We start from the raw sequence: 24,905 nt of genomic DNA, 5'->3' as shown, positions 1-24,905 counted from the left end.
TAACGCGCAACGCGGGCGGCGCGGGTCCGTCGCGGGCCAATTGGTCGTTTTGTACGACGCACGGAAGCCGAAATCGAACCAAGCAACCGGGTTGCTGCCGACCGATCCGCACCGTAGAGGGCTGCGCATGTCTTCCGGCCGGCGCATATACACCACGCTGGACGGGTTGCGCGGATTGGCCGCTCTGCTGGTCGTCCTGTACCATAACCCGCTCTTGTCGGGGGCGTTCTGGCCCCGGCATGGCTGGTTGGCGGTCGACATGTTCTTCATGCTCAGTGGGCTGGTCGTCGATCGCGCCTATGCCGCGCGCCTGGCGACGCACATGTCCGCCGGGCGCTTCATGCTGGTGCGGTTCATCAGGCTATGGCCGATCTACGCGCTCGGCTGCCTGGCAGGGCTGGGGTTCCTGCTGTCCCTGCACGTCTGGCGGCATGACGTGACGCTGATGGATATCGCGGCGACGCTTCCCAATCTCCTGTTCGTGCCGGCGTTTCGCTGGGTCGATATCGGCTATCTCGTTCCGCTCAACCCGCCCGGCTGGTCGCTGGTGTTCGAGCTGCTCGCCAATCTGGTCTATGCGCTCGTCCTGCCCTATCTCTCGATCCGCAAACTGATCGCGATCGTCGTGCTGGCGGCCACCGGCCTCGCGATCCTGGTCGCGACCGGCGGGACTCTCGAACTGGGCGCGATGCAGGGGGAAGCGCTTGGCGGCCTTTTGCGGGTCACCTTCGCCTTTTTCTGCGGCGTCCTCATCGCGCGGACCAGCCGTGCCGACCAAAGCCGCGACGGCGCGCTTGGTCCGCTCGTGATCCTGGCGGTGCTCGCCACCGCGCTCGTCCTGCCGGTCGGCGTCTGGGGGCAATGGCTGGTCATCGTCGCGCTGTTCCCGGCACTCGTCGCGGCCGGCGCCTATATGGAGCCGAACGGGGATCGGACCCGGCGTGTCTTCCGCGTGCTGGGACGGCTGTCCTACCCCGTCTATGTCCTGCAATATCCCGTCGGCATCGTCATCCTCACGCTGCCCAAGCTGCTGTCCGGGCCCGGCGTCCAGCTCGCCGGCTGGGCGACGATCGCGATCTTCCTTCTCGGCTGCGCACTCGTCGATCGCTTCTATGACGGCCCGTTGCGCGACTGGATGACCCGCCGCGCGATCGCGCACCGCCTGCTGCCCCTGTCGCGCGACCAGAAGGCGGACGCGACGACCCGTCCGCTCTAGCGCAACGCCGCTGTCCGGCGGGATTGCGCCGCCAGTATTGTACGGGTCCGGCCTCGCGAACCACGACGTGCCGCCAAGATGCGCGGCAACGCCAATCTATCGTTGCAGGCGGGCGGGCGAGGACCTATCCCGCGGCCATGCAGTCCCCCGTCCAATTGATACAGCCTCGCCGCTTCGGTGATCCGCGTGGCTGGTTTACCGAAGTCTATTCGGTCCCCGCCTTCGAAAAGCTCGGCATCACCTGCACCTTCGTCCAGGACAACCACTCGTTGTCGGTTCCCGCCTTCACGCTGCGCGGTCTGCATTTCCAGACCCCGCCGCGCGGGCAGGACAAGCTGGTGCGCTGCGTGCGTGGCCGGATCTTCGACGTCGCAGTCGATATCCGCAAGGATTCGCCCACCTATGGCGACTGGGTCGGTGCCGAACTGTCCGCCGAGAACGGCCACCAGCTCTTCATCCCGATCGGGTTCGCGCACGGCTTCGTGACGCTCGAGCCCGATTGCGAAGTGACGTATAAATGCTCCGACACCTACGCACCCGACAGCGATGGCGGCGTCCGCTGGGATGATCCCGCGATCGGCATCGACTGGCCGATGCCCGCCGGCACGCTCCCCGAATTGTCGGCCAAGGACCAGGTCCAGCCGTTGCTCGCCGATTTCGACAGCCCCTTTCCCTATGACGGCCGCCCGCTCGCGCCACTCGCCTGAAGGACAGACCCATGCGTATTTTCGTCACCGGCGGGGCCGGCTTCATCGGTTCGGCCCTTGTCCGCCACCTGATGGAAAACACCGACCATGAAGTGCTCAACTTCGACAAGCTGACCTATGCGGGCACGCTGACGACCGTCGAACGCGTCGCGAGTTCGAACCGCTACCGCTTCGTCCAGGGCGACATCTGCGATGCGGACGCGGTCCGCGCCGCGATCGCCGAGTTCAAGCCCGACGTGATCACGCATCTCGCCGCCGAGAGCCATGTCGATCGCTCGATCGACGGCCCCGGCGCGTTCGTCCAGACCAACGTCGTCGGCACCTTCACGATGCTGAGCGAGGCACGCGCCTATTGGCTGTCGCTCGGCGACGCGGCGAAGGCGGCGTTCCGCTTCCACCACATCTCGACCGACGAGGTGTACGGCTCGCTCGGCGACACCGGGCTGTTCACCGAAGAGACGCCCTATGATCCGCGTTCGCCCTATTCGGCGTCGAAGGCGGGGTCGGACCATCTCGTCAGCGCCTGGGGCCACACCTTTGGCCTGCCCGTGCTGATCACCAACTGCTCGAACAATTACGGGCCGTATCACTTCCCCGAAAAGCTGATCCCGCTGATGATCGTCAAGGCGCTCGCGGGCGCCGACCTGCCCGTCTACGGCAAGGGCGACCAGGTCCGCGACTGGCTGTATGTCGAGGATCATGTCCGCGCGCTGCACGCGGTGTTCGAAAAGGGCGAGCCCGGCCGGACCTACAATGTCGGCGGAAACAACGAGAAGCAGAATCTCGAGGTCGTGAAGACCGTCTGCACGATCCTCGATCGCCTCCGCCCGCGCGCCGATGGCCAGCCTTACGCGACGCAGATTACCTATGTCGCCGACCGCCCCGGCCACGACAAGCGCTATGCGATCGACGCGACCCGGATCAAGGACGAGCTCGGCTGGGAGCCCGCCGAGACGTTCGAGACGGGCATCGAGAAGACCGTCGCCTGGTATCTCGACAACCAGGACTGGTGGCAGGCGATCGTCGCCGAGCACAAGGCCGACCAGCGTCGCGGGCTGTCGGTATGAGCGATGCTTCCGCAACCGGCCGTATGAAGCACGTCCTCGTCACCGGCGGGAACGGGCAGCTCGGCACCGAGCTCAGGCGCTATGCCTGGCCCGAGGGCTGGGCGGTCACCGCGATCGACATCGACGAGCTCGACCTGCGCGATACCGCGGCGATCGCCGCGATGGTCGCGGGCGGCCATGACGGCACGCCCTGGGCCGCGGTGATCTCGGCCGGCGCCTATACCGCGGTCGACAAGGCGGAGAGCGACATCGTCACCGCCTGGGCGGTCAACGCGATGGCGCCCGCGGCGTTTGCCGAGGCGTGCGCAAAGGCGGCGATCCCGATCGTCCAGGTCTCGACCGATTACGTCTTCGACGGCGCGCGCGAGGGCGCATGGGACGTCACCGATCCGGTCGCGCCGCTCGGCGTGTACGGCGCCTCCAAGCTTGGCGGCGAGCTCGCGGTACGGACCTCGGGCGCGCGCCACGCGATCGTCCGGACCGCCTGGGTGGTCAGCGCGCACGGCAACAACTTCGTGAAGACGATGCTCCGCGTCGGCGCGACCAATCCGCGCCTGCGCGTGGTCGACGACCAGCATGGCAGCCCGACGTCCGCGGCCGATCTCGCCGCGGCGCTCGCGACGATCGCGATGCGCCTCGTCGAGGATCCCGCCGCGCCCACCGGCATCTATCATTTCAGCAACGCCGGCGCGGTCACCTGGGCCGGCTTCGCACGCGAGATCTTCGCGCAGAGTGCCGCGCGGGGCGGCGCGAGTGCCGAGGTCGACGGCATCCCGACCAGCGAATACCCGACGCCTGCGACGCGCCCGGCAAACTCGTTGCTCAGCCATGACGCGATCACGCGCGACTATGGCATCCATCCGCCCGCGTGGCAGACCGCGCTCGGCAATATCCTCGACGAACTGCTCGGGGCCCCCAAGAAGGACATCTCCCAATGAAGGGCATCATTCTCGCCGGCGGATCGGGCACGCGGCTCCATCCGGCAACGCTCGCCGTGAACAAGCAGCTGCTGCCGGTCTACGACAAGCCGATGATCTATTATCCGCTGTCGGTGCTGATGCTCGCGGGCATCCGCGACATCCTGATCATCTCGAGCCCCGAATATATCGACAATTACCGTCGCCTGTTCGACGACGGGTCGGCATTCGGCCTGGCGATCTCCTATGCCGAACAGCCCCGCCCTGAGGGCCTCGCCCAGGCGTTCACGATCGGCGCGGACTTCATCGGCGACGACGATGTCGCGCTCGTGCTCGGCGACAACATCTTCTTCGGCGCGCATCTGACCGATCTGCTGGCGAGCGCGGTCGCGCGCAAGGGCGGCGCGACGGTGTTCTCCTACCGCGTCGAGGATCCCGAACGCTACGGCGTGGTCGAGTTCGGCGAAGGCGGCAAGGCGGTCAGCCTCGAGGAAAAGCCGGCAAAGCCCAAGTCGCACCATGCGGTCACGGGCCTGTATTTCTACGACAACCGCGTCGTGCAATTTGCGCGCGACCTCAAGCCATCGCCGCGCGGCGAACTCGAGATCACCGACCTCAACCGCCTCTACATGGATGCGGGCGATCTGTTCGTCGAACAGATGGGCCGCGGCTATGCCTGGCTCGACACCGGCACGCACGACTCCTTGCTCGAAGCGAGCGAGTTCGTCCGCACCATCCAGCACCGCCAGGGCATCCAGGTCGCCTGCCTCGAGGAGATCGCGTTCGAACAGGGCTTCATCACCGCGGACCAGGCGCGGGCGCGTGGTGAGATGTTCAAGAAGACCGCTTATGGCCGCGCGATTCTCAACGCCGTCGATACGCCGCGCTGACACCGATGCCGACGCCCGCTAGCATGTCCGGCGCGAACCGGTGAGGTTCGTCGTCAATATGTCCAGCGTGGCGGCGCATCCGACCGGGCTGGGGAGCTATGCGACCCGCATCTGCGACCATATTGTGCGCCATTACGCCTGCAGCGTGCTCGCGCCGCCGCATCTCGCGCTGCCCGACGGCGTGGAGCGGATCGCGGTTCCCGGCGCGGTCGCGATCGGGAAGAAGGCGCGATCGCGGTTTGCGCATCTGCTCAACCTCGCCCGGCGCCAGGCCTTTTATCTGAAGGGGCCGTTCAGGAAGGACGACTTCGTCTATAGTCCGACGCATCACGGCTTCTTCAACACGAAGAACCAGATCGTCACGATCCACGATCTGATCGGGCTTCACTATCCGGAGAATTTCCCGCGCCAGACCCGGTTCTTCCGGTCGGTGATGCCGCGCCTTATCGCGCGGTCGCGCGCTGTGTTCGTGGTCTCGGAGTTCACCAGGCGCGAGGTGCTCCAGTTCTTCGACGTCGACGCGGGCAAGGTCTTCGTCGTGCCCAATACCTTCGATTGCCGGGGCGTGCAGGTCGCGCGCGCGGAGGACAAGCGCGACTTCCTCCTCGTGGTCGGCTGTCACCTGCCGCACAAGAATATCGAGGCGATCCTCGACGTCGCGGCCTTGTGGTCGGACCGGTACGTGCTCAAGATCGTCGGCGCGACCGGCTATTATGGCGACCGGATCCGGGCGCGGGTCCGCGACCTGCGGCTCGACGACAAGGTCGAGTTTCTCCCGTTCGTCGCCGAGGCGGATCTCGACCTGCTCTACCGCCAGGCCGCGGCGCTGCTGTATCCCTCGACGATCGAGGGGTTCGGCCTGCCGCCGCTCGAGGCGCTGGCGCGCGGGACGCTGCCGATCGTGTCCGATATCCCGGTCCACCGCGAAGTGCTGGGCGAGGCCGCGGTCTTCGTGACGCTGGGCGATGATGCCGCCTGGGCTTCGGCCTTCGCGGCGATCGGGACGCAGGGTGCGGCACTCGCGGGCTCGGCTGCTCGGCAAGACGTGCTCGATCGCTACAGCGCCGAGACGGTCGGTCGGCAGTTCGATGCGGCGCTGCTGAGCGCGGTGCCCGACTTGCGGTGTCTCCGGCGCTGACCTATCCGGTCCGGCCACGCGGCAGGGCGGACGTCCGGCGGGAAGAGTAAGGAGCGCGCGACATGACGACGGCCGCATCGGATCTGCGGCACGCACGGCGGGTCTGCTTCTTTGCGCATTATGATCGGTTCGGCGAGGTCGCCGATCATGTGCTTCTCTATCTGGATGCGCTTGCCGAGGCGGGGTTCTCGGTCGTCGTCCTGTCGAGCGCGACGCTCGACGAGGCGGCGCAGGCGCGGTTGCGCGGGCATTGCCACACGCTGGTGATGCGCGCGAACGAAGGGCTCGATTTCGGGGGCTGGGGCGAGGCGATGCGCCGGTTCCTGCCGCTCGAGGCCGAGTTCCTGCTGCTCGCCAACGACAGCGTCTATGCGCCGGTCACCTCGCTTTCGGCCTTTATCGACCGGCTGACCGCGGTACCCGCCGACGTCTATGGCGCGATCGAGAGCCGCGAGCATGCGCCGCATCTCCAGAGCTGGTTCCTGCTGTTGCGGCCCGCCGTCTACACATCGGCGACGTTCCGCGATTTCATGGCCGCGCCGGTCGATCCCGCGCTCGACAAGGACGCCATCATACTTGCGCGAGAAGTCGGTCTGACCCGCACCCTAGACACCGCCCCCTTCACGCGGCATGCGGCGTACGACCTTGGCTCTGCGGGGCCGATCGTCCGGAATCGGCCGATCAATCCCACCCATCTGATCTGGCGATACCTGATCGAGCAGCAGAAGATGCCGTTCATCAAGGTTGATCTCTTGCGCTTCGATCCGGTGCGGGTCGGATCGGCCGCGCGCTGGCGTGCGATCGTCGAACCGCGCAATCCAGTGCTGGCAGAGGCCATCGCCCGCGATCTTCGTCGGTTCCCTCAAGCACGGGCGGGCAGCCTTCGGGAGCGGCTCGTCTGGTCGGTCGATCGCTACCCGACCTACTGGCCCGAGATGCAGGACTTTGTCGTGCGCGACCATCGCTTGACGGGCCGGCCGATCGCAGCCGCGGTCAACAAGGCCGGCTATTTGCTGATCGAGACCGCCGGCAAGGTCGTGCGCAAATCGGTGCGCCGCCTGCGCCGGCGAACGCCATAGCGATCCGGCGCCGGATCGGACGAAGAGTGCCTTTACCTCGAACGATGGACTTTCAGTGTGGATGATATCGCAGCGACGCGCAGGAACCTGATCCTTACCATGGTGGCGGGGTCGGTGCTGAGTTCCTCTGCCGTGCGGGGACAGGATGGCGCCAAGGTCGCGCAGGGGCCTGCCGGGCAGTTTACCGCGCTGTCGGGCAGGATCGCCACGCCGGCCGCCTTCGGGGCGAAGGGCGACATGACGACCGACGATACCGCCGCGCTGCAGGCGTGTCTCGATACGGGGCTGCCCGTGATCATCCCCGAAGGGCGGTTCCGGATCACGCGCGCGCTGCAAGTGAAGCCTGGCCAGATCGTCGCTGGGCTGGCGCGGGTCGGATCGGGCACCGGTGCTGCGATCGTCAACACCGTGCCTGGTGGAGGTTGTCTGTGGTATACGCAGGATACGGCGACGGGGCAGCAGCCGATGCCGATGATCGCCAACCTGTTCCTGTCCGCCGATTTTCCCATCCGCTTCAACGATCCCGAGCGCGGCCAGATTGGCGACGGGCCGCGATCGAATATTCCTTACGGTATGGTGCCGTTGGTACGCGGTTGCAGGATCGTCGCGCGCGATCGCGGCACCGGCACCGGGATCGCGTGGACGAAGATGTTCGATGGCGTGATCGAGGAGTGCCAGATCGAGGGGTTCTCGACCAACATCCTGCTCCAGGGCTGCGACCTCAATGCGGTCCGCCACAACCGGTCGGTCCTTGCGAGCCGCTATCACGTTCTGGATCTGTCGGTATCCTCGTTCGGGTCGCAGAATATCATCGAACATAATGATCTGCTTCAGGCGGGCAGCGACGCGTGCATCTTCGTCAAATCCTCAGGCCGCCACGCGCGCATTCGCGACAATTATCTCGAGCATGGCTTTACCGGCGCCTCCGATGCCTCGGTCCGCAGCTTTACCGGATTTATCGATGCCTCCTCGGTCGACGCGCCGCATCTGGGAGTCAACGGGGGGGGCGAGCGGTTTACCACGATCGTCGCGAACAACCGGATCGACGGCGTCAAATACGCGCGTGATTTTGTCTATCGCTACGAGCCCGCGGGACAGACCTGGGGCGAGATCGTCGATCCCGGTACGACCGGCGAGCCGGTGTCCGCGGGCGCGGCCTATCTGAAGCTGGTCGATCAAACCGGCCGCAACATCGATGCGGTGCCGTTTCTCTTCAACGAGATCAACACCTGCGCCTTTGCCTTCCGCTCCCCCGGCTTCGGCCGCTGGAACGGCTATGCCACGAATACCGATCCGGCATCGACGATCGACGGGACCAATTGCAGCATGTTCGGCCCCGTCCTGTTCGGCGACCAGGCCCACCGCTTCGTCATGGCGCGCGGGAACCGGATTGTGGTGCTGAACGGCCTGCCATCGCGGGCGTCCTTCTCGTTCGCATCAAACGACGAGCGGTTCGTATCCGGCCATCGCTATCGCTATGTCCTGACCGCTCGCACGGTCGCGGGGCAGGAGACGCTGACGATCGGAGCGCTCGGTGCAGGGGGCGGTGCCCCACAATCCTTCCCGCTATCGCCCCGTTTCGCGCGCCTGAGCTGGGAGACGACCGTGCCCGCTGCGTCGCCGGACCGGCAGGGCTTCTACCTCGAGCGCAGCAACAACGGCCAGGCGATCGAGATCGAGCGGATCGAGATCGTGAAATGCTTCGCCGATGAACTGCCGCGGATCGAGGGGGCGAGCGCGACGCTGGCTCTGACAGGGACCGAGGGAGAGATCGTCGTCGAGGCGGAAGACGGCCAGGGTCGTCGTGCGATGGCGGTTTATCGGCTGGTCCAGGGGCATCTCCAGCCACTGTTCGCGCGATCGGACGATGAGGCGGCCCTGAGCATTCGCGCGAACTGGCGCAGCCCCCATATCGGCGTCGCGATCGTCGGCAGCGCAACGCGAAAGGCGATTCACATCGGTCGAACCTCGGCCTGACGTCGAGCCCGACCCCAAGCCCGATACGGCGTCAGGGTCGGGTCTTCAGCGCCGAAGCGATGGTCGTCAGCCGCAACCGCGTCGTCGCCCAGCGCTCGCGTCTGGCCACGTACCGCAGCAACGCCTTGGCCGTCAGCAAGGGGAGTTGCGCAAGCGTCGCGGGCATGCCGAGATGCTTGTGCAGAAACCGGATCTGGTTGCCCTGATACATGCGCACGGAGAAATCCGAAGTCTCGCCCTGCGTCAGGGTGCTGACCTTGTGGCGGATCGTCGGCGCGCGCAGCACGGTGATGGGGATGCCGGCCGCCTTGCAGCGCAGGCAGAAATCGGCGTCCTCCCAATAGACGAAGAATTGTTCGTCGAGCAGGCCGATGCGCTCAAACACCGCGACCGGCACGAGCAGCGCACATCCCGGCGCGAAATCGGCGGGCCAGCTCGGCGCATCGCCCGGCGGGATATGCTCGCTGGCGTGCGGCTGGAACGCACCACGCCACCAGGTGAAGCGGCCGCCCGCGAACCAGGCGCGGTCGGGCGCGTCGTCGTACAGCACGACGGGTGCGAGGATGTCGCCCGGCACGGTCCGCGCCGCATCGGCGAGGCGGGCCATGAAGTCCGGGCCGAACACGGTATCGTTGTTGAGCAGCAGCACCGCATCGAACCCGGCATCCTGTGCAAGCAGGATGCCTTGGTTGGTCGCTGCGGCGAACCCGACATTCGTGTCGTTGGCGACGACCATCGCTGAGGTGTCGCCCCACGCATGCACCATCGCCACGCTGGCGTCGGACGAGGCATTGTCGATCGCGATCAACTGCCAGTTCTCGTCCGTCTGTGCCGACAGCGACGCAAGGAAGTCGGGGAGCACGGGCACGCTGTTGTACAGGACCGTGACGATCGCGATGCGAGGGGGCGTACGCGTGGCCGGGGAAGGGGCCGGAGACGAAGCTGGCGAAGAGGCCGGGGGAGGGAAGCGCATGGGGTACCTATTCGACGGGTGGGTGACCGAGTGCGGCCAGCGTTGCATGGATCTGTTCGGCGTCCTGGACGCCGCTATATTTTCCGAAAAACGAGCGTTTGACGAACGGGTAGCCTGCTTCGATCAGCGCGAACGGCTCCTTCAGCACTAGGTCGAGACCATAGCCCGTGTCGTACCACCACCAGGCACCGACCGTCATGCTGCGGCTCGCAACCCGGGCAAAACGGGTTTCTTGCCCGAAGACAACGTCCTGGAACCGGTCTAGCCGCCAGCGCAGCGGAAAGATCGTGCCGAGCGATCGCATCATCGCCGGCGTCACGGCACGCAGCTGGAAGGCGTAGCTCTGGATATGGTTCTCGAACAGCGAGGCGGCCGTGAACCCGCTCAGGTTCCACGGTGCTTCGGCCAGCAGTGGTTCGAAATCGCCGAATGGACCCATGACGGAATCGTTCATCACGAACACGTCGGCGCCCGGTGAGGCCTGTGCGATCGCGTGCAGGCCGATCGCATAACCCGAAAAATCATAGCCCGGCAGCGCCTTCCACCACAGCGCATCCACCATGTCGTGCATTGCCTCGGGGACGAGCGACAGGGTCGGCGCGGCAACCACCACGAGCAGTCCGGCATCCCGCTCGCGCAGTCTTGCCAGCGTAAAGCGATGGGCAGGGGTCAGCTGGCCGTCGGGTGCCCATAGGAAATAGACCGACCAGCGTGGACGCGGTGTAACCGGTTTGAGTTCGCGTCGATCGGGCGCCGGGCGCAGGCTGCGAACGATCGCGCGCAACCGACCGGCATAGGCCCGTGGCCAGGGACGCGATCGGGCGAACGTCCATGGCGACACGGTACCCGGAACGGCGCGGACGGGCAGAGTGGGAGGTGACGGCATCGCGACGCTCTGGACCAGCGCCTGCGCATTCGCAAATGCTGCCATGCCGCATCGGGCTGAGGCGGGTGGAACCGGCATGGTCTTTAGACGGGTGGAACCCGCATTGGCTTGAGGCGCGCGGATCGGCCGATTAGGACGATCGTGTGCCGGCGAACCTTCGGCGATGACATTTAGGACTTTCATGGCCTTTCTTCGGCGCGCCTTTGCTGCGCTGCCCGTTCAGCTCCAGCGTCCGATTGTCCGGGTGATGAAGCGCCGTCGCCAGGATACGAGGCTGCAGTCGGTAGCGACGCTCACGCAGCAGGCGCTGGGGGACTTGCGGCCGTTGCGGACGATCCACGATCCCGCGCTGCCACCCCGGATCATGCTCGTGATCGACAGCATCGTTCCCGAACAGCTGATGGGCGGGGCGGGGACGGCGTTGTTGCTGGCGGTTGCGTTGGCGCAGGCGCGGGATTGCGGCATCTGCATCGTCACGCGCCAGCAGCGCCACGACCTGCCGGCCCTGCATGCGCTGCTCGATCTTCAGGGGGCGGCATTCGGTGGCCCCATCGAGGTTCGCCACTTCACCGGCGCTGCAGGTGATGCGCCCGTACCGCTGGGAGCCCGGGATCTGGTCCTCACCACGTCCTGGTGGAGCACCTGGGCGGCCCGCCACGCGGTGCCGCTCGAGCAGATCGTGTACCTGCTGCAGGAAGACGAGCGAATGTTCTACCCCGGGGGCGACCAGCAGCTGCTGTGTGCCGAGGTACTGGACGACACGCGGCTGCGCTATGTCGTCAATACGCAGCTCCTGCTGACGCATTTTTGCGAAAGCGCCACGGCCGGACCGACCGCGCACGGGATCGCGTTCGAGCCCGCATTCCCCGCGTCGATCTATTACCCGATCGCGCATGGTGGGCGGCGCAACCTGTTCTTCTATGCGCGGCCCAATCACCCCCGGAACCTGTTTCTACGCGGTATCGCAACGCTGGAGCGTGCCTTTGCCGAAGGCCTGTTCCCGGTCGAAGACTGGGACGTGCACTTCTTCGGGATCGATGTGCCGCGGATCGATATCGCCGGCCGCCCGATCCAGTATCACGACACCGTACCCTGGGCCGATTATGCACAACTGGTGCGGACCGCGGATCTTGGCCTGTCGCTGATGTATACGCCGCATCCGAGCTATCCCCCGCTCGATCTGGCCGCGAGCGGCGCCGTCGTCGTCACCAATCGGTTCGGGCCTAAGGGGCGCACCAACGACTATTGCGACAACATACTCTATGCCCCGCTGTCGATCGACGGACTGCTCGATGCACTCAGGGCAGGGGTCGAGCGGGTCGGCGACACCGAAACCCGGCGCGCCGCCTTCGATCGCGCGGCGCTCGGTCGGGACTGGGCCACGAGCTTCGCCCCGGTCGTGGCGGCGCTGGCCGACGTTGCGCGGCCCGGCGCTTCCTCGTGAGCGACCAGCCATGGGCGCAGGTCGACCTTGAGCGCCTGCGTCGCGCACGCCGCCTCTGCCTGTTCGCGCATTATCATCAGGATGCGGTAGTTGCCGAGCATGTCCTGCGGTATCTTCAAGCACTCGGTGCGGCAGGCTTCACGGTTCTCGTCCTGTCGACGTCGCCACTGCCTGATGCGGAATGCGCCAAGCTGCGCGCGGTCGGCGCGGAGATCGCCTTGCGCGAAAACCGCGGGATGGATTTCGGCGGATGGATCGAGGCCTGCCTCGAGCTGTTCCCGATCGAAGCCGAACTGCTGCTGCTCGCCAATGACAGCGTCTACGCGCCGCTCGGCGACCTGCCCGCCTTTGTCGAGACTCTGGTCGACACCGAGGCGGATTTCTACGGCGCGCTGGAATCGCTCGAGGTAGCACCGCATCTTCAGAGCTGGTTCGTGCTGCTGCGCCCTGCCGCCTACACCTCGGACGCGTTTGCCGCGCTCATGCGCACACCGATGCCCGAGATGGGCAGCAAGCTTGCGCTGGTACTGCGGTACGAGATCGGCCTGACGCGCAATCTGGCGGCTGCGGGGCTGCGCTATCACGCCGCCTTCACGCTTGCGGGACGCGCCGGAATCGCCAGCGCACTTCCTTACAATCCCGCGCATCTGCTCTGGCGCGCGTTGATCGAGGCAGGCGTACCGTTCCTCAAGATCGAGGCACTACGGCTCAACCTGATGCGGATCGGCGATATCGGCCAGTGGCGCGACGTGGTCGCCCGGCATGCACCCGACATGGTCGCGCCGATCGAAGCGGATATTGCGCGCCGCGGAACGGCGCGGCGACCCGGTATGCTGCTGATGAGCCGGTCGCGGCCGATCTACTGGCCCGAGCTGCGGCCGCTGATCTTGGCGGACTATCGCGCCGGGCGTACCCGATCGCGGCTGCTGCTAGCGCTCAGCCGCACCGTGATCGCTGCGATGTGGGCGCCGCGCTGGGGGATCGCCAAGGCCATCGGCGCAAGGATGAAATTGCAGCGCCGAGGCTGATCCGCCGTCAGAACGGCCGCATGCCGTGCTTTCGGACATAGCGGGCGAGGCTGCGCAGATGCTGTCGTCCGCTTCGGGACAAGGGGCCGGAAGCGCTGGCGCGTTGATGATCGTGGATCAGCACGGCATCGACCGCGGCGACGACGCGCCAACCGGCATCGGCCACGCTCTGGCAGAGATCGACGTCCTCCATGTAGAGGAAGAAATCGGTATCCATGCCGCCGACCGCATCGAATGCCGCACGACGGATGACGAAACCGGTCCCCATCACCCAATCGGCTGCGAAACTGTCGCCCACCCAGCTGCGCGTCATCAGGTGGCGTGCATCGCGCCTGGCAAACGGCGCCAGACGTTTCAGTCGCGAACGACGGATCGCGATGTCGACCAAACTGTAGAAGCGCCGCGCCGAATATTGCCGGCTGGTATCGACGTTCCGCAGATCGAGACCGACGATCCCGATCGTCGGGTCGGCCCGGAGCAACGCGACAGCCTTGGCGAACGACCGATCCACGAACCGCGTGTCCGGGTTCAGGACGAGTATGAATTCGCTCTGCGTGTGCGCCACGCCAAGATTGACGCCCGCGCCGAAGCCCTGATTGTCCTGCGTGACGACCAGCGGGATGTCCGGCAGCTCGGCGCGCAGTCGCGTTGCCGAATCGTCGCCCGACCCATTCTCGACGACGACGATCTGATCATCGGGAATGATGCCGTGGTCGCGTATCGAGCGGACGCAGCTGACGACCAATTCGGGCGTGCGGAAATTGACGATGACCGCATCGCACGCATGGGTAGCGTTCCGGGCTGATGACCGTGTCATGCGAACTGCTCGCGATCCTGCGTGACGGGGGCGCTCAGTCTTGTTCGATCCCGACGAAATTCCAGGAACAGATACGCGACGACAAGCATGAAGACGGTACCGGAAAAATATCCCACGCCTCTGACGAACATCTCGACCGCGAAACCGACGATGAAGCTGTAAGGGGCTATCATGCTCAAATTCGGTGCGGCCTTGCCGAGCGCCGCCTTACGCAGGCGAAGAGCAAGCCTGCTGGCAAGGACTGCAAAATAGAGCGTCATCCCTATGCCGAAAACGCCAAATTCACTGACGATCTTGGATACGCCAAAGCCACCATCATACACGTTGAGTGAATCACCCCTCGTGATTGCATAGATAACGTTCGAGGCTAGGCTTTTCATGGGAATTACGCTGAGTTGCTGAAAGCCCATGCCCCAACCCGATGTCAGGTCGAAGCTATCGATCATGAATTCATAACCCTGGATATAAACAAGCGCGGAGAGATTGGTCGTGTCAGCCGACAGGTCGAGGCGAGAGAGATAATAGGTCAGATCCATACTCAGGGCCGCACCGGCTATAACGATCGTTAAGATGACGATCTGCCACAGCGGAGCGGTAATCAGCGCGACCAGGGCAAAGCCGATCAATACCGTCAAATTTTGTAGCAGCAGCGCGATCAGCAGTCCGACGACAAGCCATACCGACCGGCGCCAGCCGCGTGCGCGAACGCATCCGTCAAGAAGCAGCGGGGTGAAGACCAGCGCGAAATGGGAATGCTCGGTGAACGGAAAGATCGCCTTTTCCGGAACGCTGAGATCGAACCGACGGGGTTCAAGATGCAGGATCGACAGGATCGCGACCAGGACCATGCCGATCCTGAGCCAGTGCAGCGCGCGCTGGAGCACCGTGTCGGGGAGCTCGACCAGCCACTGCGCCACGAAATGCGCGGCTAGGATCACGCCCAGCAGCAGGACCAGCGATGAGGCGAACCGCCCCGTGCTGGCCGGGATCATGTAGCGCGCAACGAAGAAATGGCCGAAGATCGCCGCAACCAGGATCACCATCGCAAACACCCTGATCCGAAACCGGACGACAGGCGCGAGTAACAGGCTGGCAACTGCCGCCATGACCGCGGTGCCGACGGCCTGCGATGATGTGAGAAACAGATAGGATGCCGCGGACGGCGTGGCCAGGATGATGCCGAGAAGAAGCGCCGCGAACAGCGGCGTCCGGATGAAGCGCTGATACCCTGTCGCCGTGCCGACCGAGCTCTCGATCGTGATAGCGTTCATCATCGACCGATGCGCTGAACGACGATCCGATCAATCCAGGGATCGCTGTCGACCGGGTCGAACGAGGGCGTGTTGCGTATCGCGATCCATTGCGCAGGGCAGTTGGCCGGTACGGTGAACATTCCCTGCATTGCAGCGGGCTTGGCGCCGGCAGCGGCGAACGGCGCCGACATCACCGCACGATTGTCCGAAACGCAGCTGATGGTGAGCAGCGGGCGGGTTTCGCGTTCCTGACGCACATTGGCCGTATCGGCCGACAGGCGATATTGCCCGGGCACGAGCAGAAGCAGCTGGCGCGCGACATCATTGGCTTCGGTCCCGGCGATCGTCAGCACATTGCCGTGCGGCCAGCCGGTGCGCGTCTCGATGATCCCCGAATAGGTGGGTTCGCTAGCGATGATCCAGTCGAACGGCTGAAGCGTGTTCGCCCGCTCGAAGCTGGCGTTGCGAACCGTCTCGTCCGCCCCGCCGACTGACCGCCGGTACAGCGTGCGCGCTTCGCCATAGGCGCCCAGCGCCACCAGGCGGTTGAGCGTCATCGAGACGAAGGGGGCCTGTCCAGGGTCGCGCCCGTCGAACGCCATGACGTTTGCGATATACGCCAACGTTGCGGGATTTTCCCCCTGTCCCATCAGCCGCTGATAGAATTCGGGCAGCCACCGCGGCTGGGTCTTGAGAAGCTTGGCAAGCTCGGTGGCGACATTGGGCTCGGCAGAGGCCGCGATGAGGATGTTGCCCAGCATCGCCCGGCTCTTCACCGAAACGCTCATGGCGACATCATAGTGATGCAAGGCGGCGCGAATATCGCCACGCGTCACATTGGATTCGATCCAGTAGAGTTCCGTCGGCAAGTCGCGTCGCGAAAGGCGCGCGGCGTAGGTGAAGGCGCGGCCCGCCGTCGCATTGTCCCGTGCCGATAGCGCGGCCACGCCGATCGCGCGGGCCGCACTGGCCTGCACCGGAGACCGGTCCAGCGCCTGCTGCGCCAGCGTGCGGGCCTTGGCGATCGTGGCAGGATCGGCCGCCGTGCCAGCACCCGTGGCGGTCGCGGCACTGCCCGCCATATCCGTCGCCGTGTCGGTCGCCAGCGCGGTGCTCTGCACGATCTTCGCCTGTGCGCTCCACGGCGCCCACCGCAACGCGACCACGGGGTCGCGCCGCGCGAAGACGCCCTCGAACGACACCGCGACCGACAGCCAGAGCAGCACGATCAGGACCAAGCCCACCGCCACCTTGTACGCGATGCCTTGCCTGTGAGCGATGCCGGGAAAACGGCGGGACGTGGAAGTCATCGCGCGAACCAATCGTTAAGCAGGCTTCTTGGCGGTATCGCCGTACCCATAGCCATAGCCATATTCGTAGCCCGAGCCGAACAGGCCGCGCTTGGTGTCGAACTTCGTCAGCACCGTGCCGAAGATACGCGCATTGGCATTCTGCAACCGGCCGAGCGCAACCTTGGCCATCGACACATGCGTCCCGCTGGCCTCGATGACGAACACCACGCCTTCCACCGCACTGGCGATCAGGGGGGCGTCCGCGAGACCCATGACGGGCGGAATGTCGAACACGACATGGTCGTAGCGCGCCAGCAATTCACCGATCAGCGTGCGGAAGCGATCGCCCGACAGCAATTCCGGTGCGCTGGGCGGCTGCGGCCCGGCGGTCATGATGGCCATCGGCTCGTTCGGTGCGCGGACGATCAGGTTGTCGAGATCCTCCTCGCCGGTCAGGTAGTTGCTGAAGCCCCGGTCGTTGGCCAGGCTCAGAAGATGGTGCACCGACGGCGAGCGCATGTCGGCGTCGACGAGCAATACGCGCCGCTTGGTACGACCCAGCGACTGCGCGATCGCAAACGCGGTCGTCGACTTGCCTTCCGCGGCCCGCGAACTTGTGACCGCGAGCGAGGCAGGGAAGCCGCGATGCGTCGAGAAGCCGAGATTGGTCTGAACCGACAGATAGGCTTCGCTGATCGCAGTCTTGCGATCCCCCAGCAGGGTGACAGGATCGCCTGCGAGTTTTGGGGTCGTGCCCAGCAGAGGAACGCCGAGCGCGCCCTCTACCTGACCAGGATCGGTGATACCCTGATCGATCTGCTCGAGCAGGAAGGCTGCCAGGGCGCTCAGGCCGATGCCCAGTACCAGCGCGATCGCCATGTTCAGCAGCAGCTTGGGGCTGGACGGCCGGGTCGGAAGTTCGGCGGTATCGACGACCGAGATATTGTTGACCCCGACGCCGCCAGCGACGCCGATCTCCTTGTAGCGCTGAAGCAGTGCATCATAGAGCTGGCGGTTGGTGTCGACCTCGCGCTGCAGGATGTTGTACTGGATGCTGCGCCGACGGAAGTCGAGCACGCCCGACTTCAGCGTCTTCATACGCTGTTGGAACTCGGTTTCCCGGCGTTCGGCCGATGCGAAGGATTCCTGCAGCGTCCGCTGGACGCGACTGACCTCCTGCGCGATCGAACGATCGACCTGCGCCATCTGCTGACGCAGCGCCCGCGCGGGCGGATAGCCGGGTTCGAACTGCGCCATCATCTTGGCATAGTCGGAAGCCTGTTCGGCCCGGCGCTGACGCAGCGAATTGATCGTCGAGTTGCCCAGCGCCTCATCGACCGCACCGCCATTGTTGAGACGGCTTTGCGCACGAACACGATCGGCCACGGCACGCCCGAGTTCGCCATTGGTGTTGGCAAGATCCTCGGCAACGATCGAGCGCTCGCCCCCGGTCGTGCTGGCAGGCAGGTTCACGATGCCCTGGCGGGACGCGTAATCAACCAGCTGGCGCTCGCTGTCGTTGATCCGCGACCGCAGCTGTACCAGGCGCTGCTCGAGGAAGTTACGTGCATAGGACGTGGCGTCGTAGCGGCGCGCCAGCGTCATGCGGATGAAGTCGGTGCTCCAGGTGTCGATGACACGCTTGGTGAGGGCCGGATCGGTCCCGGTGAATTCGATCGTCACCAGACGCGAGAAACGCTCCGGTTCGACCTTGAAGCGGGCAAGAAGATAGGCGGCCGCTGCGCTGGTGCGGTTCCGACGGTCCTGCGCGGAGATCGCGGTGGTCGGCGTCGCCGCATCATCGTCCTCGATGATACCGGCCGCCTTGAGGAAGTCGGTGTTGCTGTACAGCGCCAGATCGTTCGCGACCCGCTCGGCGAGCGACTTCGAGCTCAGCAGGCCGTATTGCGTCTGATAGAATTCCTGATCGGCGATATTGTCGCTGCTGGTCGCGCCTTCGACCTTCACGAAGCTGCCGGTCTCGCGCTGGATCTCGAGCACCGCGGACGCGGTGTACTTGCGCGTTGCGAGCAGCGAAAACAGCAGCCCGACCACCAGCAGCGCCGAGATGATGACCGCGATCAACGTGCGCCGACGTCGGATGACCGACAGTATCTCGGCCAGAGCCGACGGCGCCGATCGTTCCTGAAGATGTGGCGTCATTGTTCGCGGCGCGGTTGCGTCCGCGGCCCCGACGCCCTGCTCGATCATCCTGTTCATGCGATGTATCCGTAATTCTCGAGCGGTCAGTTCAGGATGGCGATCAGCGGACCGCTCAACAGCGCAGCGCTGCTGATGAGGGTCTGAATCAGGCGGCGGTTGGCGTCGTCGCCCACGAAGATGATATCGTTCGTGAAGACCTCGGGGTCCGCATACTGGCCGCGTCGGACGGCGCGCAGGTCATAGACCCCGGCCATCTGACGATCGCCGACCTTGCGGAACACGACCACGTAGTTGGTATTGGCATAGTCGGTCACGCCCTGCGCCGAGGCGATCGCCTTCTGCAGCGTCATCTTGCCGAGGACCGGATACAGGCCCGGAGTCTTCACCTGTCCATCGACGGTGATGATCTGGTTGGTCGTATCGGCATTCACCGTCACCTGCGGGTTGCGAACGAAGCGCCCCGTCAGGCCGGCGGTGATGAGACGCGACAGTTCGGCCGGCGATTTGCCCGCTGCATCTATCGTACCAAGCAAAGGCAGCGAGATCTGGCCGTTGGCGTCCACCTGGAGCGTGCGGGTCAGCTCGGGGACGTTGTAGACCTCGATCACCACCTTGTCGCGCGGACCGATCAGATAGGGCCTGCGCTCCAGAATCTGGTCGGCATCGGTTGGCGCCGGAAGATCGGAGAACTCCATGACCGTGAGATCGGAGCGCCCGATCATCTTGTCGGGGGATGCACATCCCCCGGAAAGGAGCAGAAGGAACGCTGCTACTCCAAGCCGAATATTCATACGTATCAAATCCCCACCGTGCAGGGCGCACGAGGCTGCCGGGTGCCTAGCGATATGCTGCACATTTTGCAATTCACCCTTCGCCTTCAAGCAGTTTGGGCGAACTGCGATAGCCGTTTTCGAGCCACATGCAGGCCAGAGTGAAGACCGCCGTGATCAGCGGCGTGCGAACGGGATAATCGGTGATGCTCGCCAGGATCAGGCCGAGGATCACCACCGCCGACATCCGCGCGTAGATCGCCGGCAGACCGCGTTCATTGCTGCGAACCAGGACGATGCACCGATGCATGAACCAGCCGGCGAACACCAGCATCACCGCGATGGTGAACAGTCCGCCTGACATCGCCAGTTCCAGCAGGTCGTTATGCGCGCGGTTGAAATAGGTCGGGGTCAGCAGCGCATCGGGCTCATAGGCCCGGAAGACGGGTTCGAACGCGCCATAGCCAAGGCCGACCGGGAAGAAGTCCTTGAGCATCTGGATCATCACCGGGGCGGCCAATATGCGCTTTTCGGCGCGCAGTTCGTTGGTGTCGAGCAGGCGGCTGATCGACGTGGCCTGATCGCTGGACACCATGTAGCCGATCACCGCCACGACCAGCAGGACGACCGCGAGCGCGGCATAGGTCACGATCTGCGACCGCGTATTCCCGAGCCGACGCTTCAAGCTGACCCGGAGGATCCACGGCAGCAGCAAAAGAACGCCGAACGCCATGATAAGGCCCGAGCGCGATCCGGTCAGGATGATGACGGGCATGAACAGCAAGAGGCCACCGACCACCAACGCCACGCGGATCGGCAAGGCCACCTTGCCGCTGCCGCGCAATCCCCAGACGCTCAGCGGCGCCAACGCCAGCGCGAGGAAGACCGCCTGATGGTTACGGTTGGCGAACAGCCCGACGGGCAGGCCCTGCGATGTCGGGCGATAGAGATAGGCAGGGCTGTTCCCGCCGCCGAGGATCTGGACGAGGCCCAGCATGGCGCTGATTGCGGCAATCGCGACCAGCCACGGCAAGAGGCTTAGTCGCTGCGCAGGGTTCAGCCGCACATAGCCCAGAATGACGACCAGCGCCGGCAACAACGCGATGAGCGCATTGAGCGTGAGATCGGGATAGAGCGAAATCGGGCGCCATCCTGCCGCCGGTCCGGCAAGATCGAACGACGGTGCGAACAGGCCATGCCCCGGCAGCGCGAGCCATATCTGTGGTGGCAGCGGGATGAGCTGGACAGCGATGGTGGCGGCGAAAAGCGCAAGGAATATCCCCGGCGCGCGCGCGATCGCCCGATCGGCACCGCCCGCGATCAGCAGGACGCCGCCGAGCAGCGCCACGACGACGGGGCGCAACAGAAGCAGCGCGCCGGCATCGGGACGCGAGGAACCGCCCAGCAACGCCGTCGCGACGATCAATGCTGCGACCAAATAGAAGTGTGCGGAACTACGCCAAGCTCCGGCTTTGATCCCCAGCATGTATACTCGTCTTTCACATCGCTCGAAGGGGTTGGCTCTAGCGACATTATCACAGGTTCGGAAGCCGTAGTGGATTCCGGAAGGCTCAATCCATCTCGCGGGCTCTGGGATGGGGCAATTCGGGGCGAGGACAGGTGCTGCTACGACCGCCGCGATCGAACATCGTGTCGCGGAGGACTGCGAGGCAGGAAGGGCTAGGCGTCAATGCCCGTGGCGCTTGATCCCGCGCCTGCGCAAACGGTCGCGGTGGCGTTTGATCTGCATGTGGATGAGGAAGGGGACCGCGGTTATCACGATGATGGCGATGATAGCATACGCAATATGTTCGCGCGTTATCGCAATCATCGGGACGCCGTTGTGGACATCGGATCATGTTTCATCATGGTTCTTCCATAGCCGTTATCGAAACAATGTACATTCGGACGTAATTGCGGCGAGAAAGTCATTAGTGCAGGGGCACGGCGTTCGCCGTACTATGCCGCAAAATTCTTTGTAAGACGATGTATTAACCGGTCTTTGGTGAACCTGGAGGGGGCGGCGGTTCGTATCAGTGCAGGGTTTTGAACGCCCGGCTGATCAGACGGGTCGGTACGACTTTTTTTCTGAATCTTTCTTGTGGCAAGTGTGGCCATGGCTGAGGCGCATTGTTCTAGATGACGCATCGGTCTACGACAAAAGTCCCGCGCGATCGGGCTGCATGATGCGATCGGCAGATTGTATGGCCGCAACCAATACCGTTATTGCGCGACATGCTTACGGCAGGATATGCCGGGGTCATCATCTGGCGTTGAGCGAAACCCGGACGGTCAATCGGTCATTTGCGGTCGATGCCTGCTTGACTGCCTCCGCTGTCGATACTCTACTTTGTCTTAGAATACGGGGATTTGTAAGCTTCTGCGTCTTGCCGGACGATACCCTGCGCCATAGGGGGGCGTGGTTTTGCAGGGCGGGTCGGCTCTGTTGCGACCCCTTGAAACTACGGCATTCGGGCCCCGGGCTCGGGTATGAGGTGTGTGTTGCTGATCATGGGCGATCATGGGCGATCGACGCGGGCGAGTCACACTGACGTTCGCTTGCTGAGGCCGCTGTTGATGGTCGCATTGACAGCCTATCTTGTACCGCTTGTCGCGCCGTTGATAACGTTCGGGACATTTTCCCTTGATCTTGCGAGCACGGTCAATACGCAGCTGACCTCGCTGGCTGCAGCGGTCCTCGCCCTGCTCGTGTTCCGTAGGATGACGGTGTATCCGGGCGCACGCGCGTTCGGCTTCATCCTGCCTGCCTTCTCTACGACGTTCGGGGTTGCGGCTGCCGCGCTGCTGATTTCACGGGCCAGCTATAGCGGTTCGATGCTGCTCGCAGGCTATCTCGCTTCGGTCGGCGTCACCTTCCTGCTGGGCTATTTCAACCAGCGTGCCGAACCCAAGCGCATGTACTATGTCCCTTCCGGCAAGACCGGCATCGTCGGCGATACGCCCGATGTCGACTGGATCAGGCTTGTCGAACCGATCGTCCCGAACGATCCCAATGCATCAATCGTCGTCGATCTGCGCTCCGATCACTCGCCCGAATGGGAGCGCATGCTGGCGCAGGCCGCGCTGTCCGGAATACCCGTCTACCATACCAAACAGCTGCGGGAGTCGCTGACGGGGCGTGTCCAGATTGAACACCTCTCGGAGAACAGCTTCGGGTCGTTGCTGCCGGGGCTCGGCTATCGGGGGATCAAGCGGACGCTCGATATCGTTGCGAGCATCGTCTTGCTGCCAATCCTGATACTGCCGCTGATCGTCGTCGCGCTCATGGTGCGCGCGAGTTCGCCCGGGCCGATCCTGTTTCGCCAGCGTCGGATGGGGTATCGCGGCATACCGTTCGACATGATCAAGTTCCGTACGATGGTGGAGCAGGTGGCGACGACCGGTGACGCCGCTGCGCGCCATTCGGCGATCACGCGCGATGCCGATGATCGCATCACCAAGATCGGCCGGTTCCTGCGACGGTCGCGGATCGACGAGCTTCCGCAGATCGTCAACATTCTCCGCGGTGAGATGAGCTGGATCGGTCCGCGACCGGAGGCCGTATCACTATCGACATGGTACGAGAATGAACTGCCCTTTTATGCCTATCGCCATATCGTGCGGCCCGGGATCACGGGGTGGGCGCAGGTCAACCAGGGGCATGTGGCAGCGCTCGACGACGTGCACGTCAAGCTCCACTATGATTTCTATTACATCAAGTTCTTCTCGTCATGGCTCGACCTGCTGATCGCGATCCGCACCATTGGGATCATGGTCACCGGTTTCGGCGCGAAATAATCAGCCAACCAGGGTGAGCAGGCGCGCGAGGATGGTCATGCTCACCGTCGCGACCAGTAGCGATCGCCAGCGGATGCGCCGAAGACGGGATTGAGGATCCGGCTGGGGGCGTGGCTGCGCATGAGGGTGCCGCCCATCGAAGCGGTGAAGACGGCGCTGCACGCGACGCTGTCGCGCAAAATGGAGGCGTTCGCTGTCGTCGAGCGCTCGATCATGCGCAGCCCGTGCGCGCTCATCCGACAGGCAGCGATAGGCATGCTGCACCTCCTGCAAACGCCCCGGCAGATCGCCTGCATCGCCTGCATCGCCCGCATGATCGGGATGGTGGTGCTTGGCGAGCCGTACGAAAGCGGCGCGGATGTCGGCGGGCGACGCGGTGCGGGGCACGCCGAGAACCTGATAGAAATCGCGTCGGCTCATCGCGGGGTCCGTGCGCTCACCAAGGCGCGCATCGCGGCGATGCGTTTGCCCGCGGAATCATGCGCCGCAAACAGGTCGAGACCCAGATCGCCCCCGCCGAGGTGCTGGAGTATCGCGGCGCCCCTGACGGGATCGAAGCCGGCATCGAGCATCACCGCGCCGCCAAGCACGTCTGCCGCGCGCTCGGTTTCGCGTATGATCCGGCCGCTTCGTCCCAGCGTCCGCCCAAGACCATGTTTCACATCGCCCCCCCGCATGATCGTGGCATGACGCAGGATGTTGTGCGCCATTTCATGCGCGATGACGAAGGCGAGCTCGTCGTCATTGCCGAGCCGCGACAACAGGCCGGTCGTCAGGAAGATATGGCGTCCGTCGGCATAGGCATTGCGCTGGTTCGAGCGCGCAAGGTGGGTATGCGACGGGCAGGCGGGCAGGGGAGTCACGTCGGCAACCAGTACGCTATCCTTGCGCAGCAGCGTGATCGGAAATCGGCGGGTGCCCGTGTTCTCCAGCATATCCAGGACACTATCGGCGCGGGCATGCGCGCGGGATGCATCGAAGGATGCGGACAGCGCGGTTTCGGGTGGCAGTGCGCGCCCGTCGATCGTCGTCACTATGTCGCCGGGACGAATCCCGGCTGCAGCTGCCGGACTATCCGGGACCACGACGACGACGCCAGGTCCCCGATCGAGCGACTGACTGGTGATCATGCCGGGACGGTCGGCCAGCTCGAATTGCGAAAGATGCTGAAGCACAAGGCCAAGGGCCGGTGCTAGGATCGTGCACCGCGTCCGGCCGGCAACCGCAAGGCGAAAGGCAATGCGTTCGACCCGGCCATCTTCCTCGCGGCCGGGCAGCGCCCAAGCGGGGATGGAACTAGGCGCCGTATCGACAAGCGTACTCGCCGTCGCGGTGGGCCTGGATGCGGTCTGGATAGCCGGCCAACAATTCGCCGGTTCGACCGCTGCGCATGCAAGACATCCCAGCAGTCCAAGTCGGACCTTGATCGAAGGCATGGGCGATCAGACGGTTAGAGTGTGCAGACAAGAAAAAGGCCCGGAATGGCGAAC

General features: G+C 64.6%; 21 protein-coding genes. 11 read left to right on the top strand and 10 right to left on the bottom strand.

The window, feature by feature from the left end; all coding sequences use genetic code 11:
* Nucleotides 1-127: 127 nt before the first annotated feature.
* The 8 genes from C8J26_RS19280 to C8J26_RS19245 all read left to right on the top strand — a co-directional run bounded on the left by C8J26_RS19280 (nucleotide 128) and on the right by C8J26_RS19245 (nucleotide 8,991).
* A complete protein-coding gene (locus C8J26_RS19280; RefSeq protein ID WP_107959970.1) occupies nucleotides 128-1,216 on the top strand; it encodes an acyltransferase family protein in 1,089 nt (362 codons plus the stop codon).
* A gap of 137 nt (nucleotides 1,217-1,353) precedes the next feature.
* Nucleotides 1,354-1,923: a dTDP-4-dehydrorhamnose 3,5-epimerase gene (rfbC, locus tag C8J26_RS19275; RefSeq protein WP_056420738.1), complete on the top strand. Its 570-nt coding sequence runs from the start codon at nucleotides 1,354-1,356 to the stop codon at nucleotides 1,921-1,923.
* Between the two features lie 11 nt (nucleotides 1,924-1,934).
* A complete protein-coding gene (rfbB, locus tag C8J26_RS19270; protein WP_107959968.1) occupies nucleotides 1,935-2,990 on the top strand; it encodes a dTDP-glucose 4,6-dehydratase in 1,056 nt (351 codons plus the stop codon).
* Nucleotides 2,987-3,928: a dTDP-4-dehydrorhamnose reductase gene (rfbD, locus tag C8J26_RS19265; protein ID WP_208631476.1), complete on the top strand. Its 942-nt coding sequence runs from the start codon at nucleotides 2,987-2,989 to the stop codon at nucleotides 3,926-3,928. The genes rfbB and rfbD overlap by 4 nt, the downstream gene beginning before the upstream one ends.
* Nucleotides 3,925-4,797: a glucose-1-phosphate thymidylyltransferase RfbA gene (rfbA, locus tag C8J26_RS19260; RefSeq protein WP_107959964.1), complete on the top strand. Its 873-nt coding sequence runs from the start codon at nucleotides 3,925-3,927 to the stop codon at nucleotides 4,795-4,797. Before rfbD ends, rfbA begins: the two co-directional genes overlap by 4 nt.
* 40 nt (nucleotides 4,798-4,837) lie before the next feature.
* The gene (locus C8J26_RS19255; protein ID WP_107959962.1) at nucleotides 4,838-5,935 is read left to right on the top strand and encodes a glycosyltransferase family 4 protein; all 1,098 of its coding nucleotides are present in this window, start codon (nucleotides 4,838-4,840) and stop codon (nucleotides 5,933-5,935) included.
* Nucleotides 5,936-5,997: 62 nt separating this feature from the next.
* Entirely contained in the window at nucleotides 5,998-7,014 is a 1,017-nt protein-coding gene (locus C8J26_RS19250; protein ID WP_107959960.1) for a rhamnan synthesis F family protein, read from the top strand.
* A gap of 57 nt (nucleotides 7,015-7,071) precedes the next feature.
* Entirely contained in the window at nucleotides 7,072-8,991 is a 1,920-nt protein-coding gene (locus C8J26_RS19245; RefSeq protein WP_107959958.1) for a hypothetical protein, read from the top strand.
* Nucleotides 8,992-9,022: 31 nt separating this feature from the next.
* Here the strand turns inward: C8J26_RS19245 and C8J26_RS19240 are convergent, their stop codons facing one another.
* Entirely contained in the window at nucleotides 9,023-9,964 is a 942-nt protein-coding gene (locus tag C8J26_RS19240; protein ID WP_279628959.1) for a glycosyltransferase family 2 protein, read from the bottom strand.
* A 7-nt stretch (nucleotides 9,965-9,971) separates the two neighbouring features.
* The gene (locus C8J26_RS19235) at nucleotides 9,972-10,895 is read right to left on the bottom strand and encodes a hypothetical protein (protein WP_107959953.1); all 924 of its coding nucleotides are present in this window, start codon (nucleotides 10,893-10,895) and stop codon (nucleotides 9,972-9,974) included.
* Nucleotides 10,896-11,031: 136 nt separating this feature from the next.
* Between C8J26_RS19235 and C8J26_RS20615 the strand changes: the two genes are divergently transcribed.
* Nucleotides 11,032-12,294, top strand: coding sequence for a rhamnosyltransferase WsaF family glycosyltransferase (locus C8J26_RS20615; protein ID WP_167398920.1), 1,263 nt, complete (start codon nucleotides 11,032-11,034; stop codon nucleotides 12,292-12,294).
* Complete coding sequence (locus C8J26_RS19230) at nucleotides 12,291-13,322, top strand: rhamnan synthesis F family protein (RefSeq protein WP_167398919.1); 1,032 nt, start codon at nucleotides 12,291-12,293, stop codon at nucleotides 13,320-13,322. The genes C8J26_RS20615 and C8J26_RS19230 overlap by 4 nt, the downstream gene beginning before the upstream one ends.
* 7 nt (nucleotides 13,323-13,329) lie before the next feature.
* Here C8J26_RS19230 and C8J26_RS19225 read toward each other — a convergent pair whose 3' ends face one another.
* The 6 genes from C8J26_RS19225 to C8J26_RS19200 form a co-directional block, all read right to left on the bottom strand.
* Nucleotides 13,330-14,139 carry a glycosyltransferase family 2 protein gene (locus tag C8J26_RS19225; protein WP_056420702.1) on the bottom strand — a complete coding sequence of 270 codons (810 nt, stop codon included), beginning with the start codon at nucleotides 14,137-14,139 and terminating at the stop codon, nucleotides 13,330-13,332.
* Nucleotides 14,136-15,413: a hypothetical protein gene (locus tag C8J26_RS19220; RefSeq protein ID WP_146168921.1), complete on the bottom strand. Its 1,278-nt coding sequence runs from the start codon at nucleotides 15,411-15,413 to the stop codon at nucleotides 14,136-14,138. Before C8J26_RS19220 ends, C8J26_RS19225 begins: the two co-directional genes overlap by 4 nt.
* On the bottom strand, nucleotides 15,410-16,642 hold the full coding sequence (locus tag C8J26_RS19215) for a tetratricopeptide repeat protein (RefSeq protein WP_146168920.1): 1,233 nt from the start codon (nucleotides 16,640-16,642) through the stop codon (nucleotides 15,410-15,412). Before C8J26_RS19215 ends, C8J26_RS19220 begins: the two co-directional genes overlap by 4 nt.
* Nucleotides 16,643-16,717: 75 nt before the next feature.
* Nucleotides 16,718-18,904, bottom strand: coding sequence for a GumC family protein (locus C8J26_RS19210; RefSeq protein WP_107959945.1), 2,187 nt, complete (start codon nucleotides 18,902-18,904; stop codon nucleotides 16,718-16,720).
* A gap of 26 nt (nucleotides 18,905-18,930) precedes the next feature.
* Nucleotides 18,931-19,638 carry a polysaccharide biosynthesis/export family protein gene (locus C8J26_RS19205; protein ID WP_082445467.1) on the bottom strand — a complete coding sequence of 236 codons (708 nt, stop codon included), beginning with the start codon at nucleotides 19,636-19,638 and terminating at the stop codon, nucleotides 18,931-18,933.
* A gap of 73 nt (nucleotides 19,639-19,711) precedes the next feature.
* On the bottom strand, nucleotides 19,712-21,103 hold the full coding sequence (locus C8J26_RS19200) for an O-antigen ligase family protein (RefSeq protein ID WP_107959943.1): 1,392 nt from the start codon (nucleotides 21,101-21,103) through the stop codon (nucleotides 19,712-19,714).
* Nucleotides 21,104-22,194: 1,091 nt separating this feature from the next.
* Between C8J26_RS19200 and C8J26_RS19195 the strand changes: the two genes are divergently transcribed.
* Nucleotides 22,195-23,415, top strand: coding sequence for a sugar transferase (locus C8J26_RS19195; RefSeq protein ID WP_244185416.1), 1,221 nt, complete (start codon nucleotides 22,195-22,197; stop codon nucleotides 23,413-23,415).
* Here C8J26_RS19195 and C8J26_RS19190 read toward each other — a convergent pair whose 3' ends face one another.
* A complete protein-coding gene (locus C8J26_RS19190; protein ID WP_107959939.1) occupies nucleotides 23,416-23,835 on the bottom strand; it encodes a DnaJ domain-containing protein in 420 nt (139 codons plus the stop codon). It abuts the gene before it with no gap.
* Nucleotides 23,832-24,590, bottom strand: a complete 759-nt coding sequence (locus C8J26_RS19185; RefSeq protein ID WP_208631475.1) for a M48 family metalloprotease — start codon at nucleotides 24,588-24,590, stop codon at nucleotides 23,832-23,834. Before C8J26_RS19185 ends, C8J26_RS19190 begins: the two co-directional genes overlap by 4 nt.
* Nucleotides 24,591-24,905: the final 315 nt, after the last annotated feature.

The sequence above is a fragment of the Sphingomonas aurantiaca genome, from assembly GCF_003050705.1.
Taxonomy (GTDB): domain Bacteria; phylum Pseudomonadota; class Alphaproteobacteria; order Sphingomonadales; family Sphingomonadaceae; genus Sphingomonas; species Sphingomonas aurantiaca.
Note: the sequence above shows the minus strand (reverse complement) of the source record. Positions and strands in the feature narration are given on the sequence as shown.